A 2,148-nucleotide genomic window follows, 5' to 3' on the forward strand; every position below is an offset into this window, starting at 1 on the left:
GGGGGCGGTGAGGCCGTTGGAGGCGCCGTCTTGGTTGACGGCGCTGCCGCGCACGACCGCGAGGATGCGGTGACCGTTGCGCTCGGCATCCGACAACCGCTCCACCAGCAACATGCCCACCCCTTCGCCCCAGCCCGTCCCGTCGGCGGAGGCTGCGAAGGACTTGCACCGGCCGTCGGCCGACAACCCCCGCTGGCGCGAGAACTCCACGAAGGTCTCAGGGGAGGAGAGGACCATGACACCGCCGGCCAGGGCCATCGTGCACTCGCCCGAGCGCAGTGCCTGGCAGGCCAGGTGCAGGGCGACCAGGGAGGAGGAGCAGGCCGTGTCGACCGAGACGGCGGGTCCTTCCAGGCCGAGCGCATAGGCGACCCGGCCGGACGCCACGCTTCCTGAGCTTCCGGTCAGTGCGTAGCCCTCGACCTTGTCCTTGGCCTGACGGACGTGTCCGGCGTAGTCCTGGGCGTTGATGCCGGTGAAAACGCCGGTGGATGTCCCGCCGAGCGTCTGGGGGTTGAGACCGGCGTGTTCGATGGTTTCCCAGGCGGTTTCGAGGAGGAGCCGTTGCTGGGGGTCCATGGCGAGCGCTTCGCGTGGGTTGATGCCGAAGAAGTCGGCGTCGAAGTCGCCTGGGGCGGTGAGGAATCCACCGTGCCGGGTGTAGGCGGTTCCAGGGTGGTCCGGGTCGGGGTGGTAGAGACGCTCTAGGTCCCAGCCGCGGTCGGTGGGGAACGCGCTGATCGCATCGGTCCTAGACACCAGGAGGTTCCACAAGTCCTCGGCGGACCGCACTCCACCGGGGAACCGGCAGGCCATTCCGACGATGGCGATCGGCTCGTCGCCGGCGGACGGCCGTCGGTCCCTCTCCTCCTCGCGCGTCGCCGGCCCGTCGTCGGCGCCCAGCAGCTGAGCTTGGAGCAGGGCTACGCAGTCCGCGGGGGTCGGATGGTCGAAGACGAGGGTGGGGGAGAGCTGGAGGCCGGTGGCCTTGGCCATGCGCTGACTGAACCGGGCGGACGTGAGTGAATCGAACCCGAGGTCGTGGAAGGCGCGGTGTTCCTCGAACTCATCCGTCTCATCGCGGCCGAGAACTTCGCACATGTGCGTGCGGACCAGCCGGAGCAGTTCCTGGCGCCGCTGCCTGGCCGTCAGGCCGGTGAGGCGTTCGCGCAGGGGCTGGGTGTCGGGCTCGGTGGTCGCGGCGGTCTTCGCCGACTCTTCCTCGCGTGCCAGTAGACGCCGGACCTCGGGGATGTCCTGGATCAGGGAGGTGTCACCACGCGTGGTGAACGTCGGGACGAAGCGGTCCCAGTCCATGTCGGCGATGACGAGGTTGGTGTTCGGGTGCGCCCGGAGCGCCAGGTCGAAGGCCTTGACGGCGAGCCGAGGTTCCATCGGGGGTACGCCGCGCTCCCTGAGGTACCGCTGCGCTTCCTCACCGGCCGACATTCCGTCCCCGCCCCACGGTCCCCAGGCGATGGACATGCCTGGGAGCCCACGAGCCCGGCGGTACGCGGCCAGGGCGTCGAGGTGCGCGTTGGCGGCGGCGTACGCACCGAGATTGCCGCTGCCCCATGCGCTTGCCCCGGAAGAGAAGAGGACGAAGTGCTGCAACGTGTCGTGATCGCGCAGCAGTTCGTGCAGGTACGTCGCGCCCGCTGTCTTGCCGGCGAGGACGGAAGCGAGCGCGTCTCCGTCGGTCGCCGCCAAGGGCGCGAAGAGGTGCGTTCCTGCGGTGTGGATGAGGGTGGTGAGGGGGTGTGGGGTGGGGAGGTGGTTGAGGAGGTGGGTGAGTTGTTCTGGGTCGGTGATGTCGCAGGTGGTGAGGGTGGCGTTGGGGTTGGTTTGGCGGAGTTGGGTGGCGAGGGCTTGGTGTTGGGGGGTGTGGGTGGGTTGGCGGGTGGTGAGGAGGAGGTGTTGGTGGGGGTGGTGGGTGGTGAGGTGGTGGGTGAGGTGGGTGGCGAGGGCTCCGGTGGCGCCGGTGATGAGGGTGGTGCCGGGGGTGGTGGTTGTGGGGGTGCTGTGGGTTGGGGTGTTGGTGGTGGTGGGGAGTGTGGTGGGGGTGAGGTGTCGGGTCCAGGTGGTGTGGTTGCGGATGGTGAGGTGTTGGTGGGGGTGGGGGTGGGTGATGGCGGTGATGAGTTGGGT

1 protein-coding gene is annotated in these 2,148 nt (G+C 69.1%); it reads right to left on the reverse strand.

Going from position 1 to position 2,148, the window contains the following annotated elements:
- Positions 1-2,148: type I polyketide synthase (locus ABZ576_RS34295; RefSeq protein WP_360750014.1), on the reverse strand; the 2,148-nt coding region annotated here is incomplete at both ends.

This window comes from Streptomyces sp. NPDC013455 (assembly GCF_040632975.1).
Classification (GTDB): Bacteria; Actinomycetota; Actinomycetes; order Streptomycetales; family Streptomycetaceae; genus Streptomyces.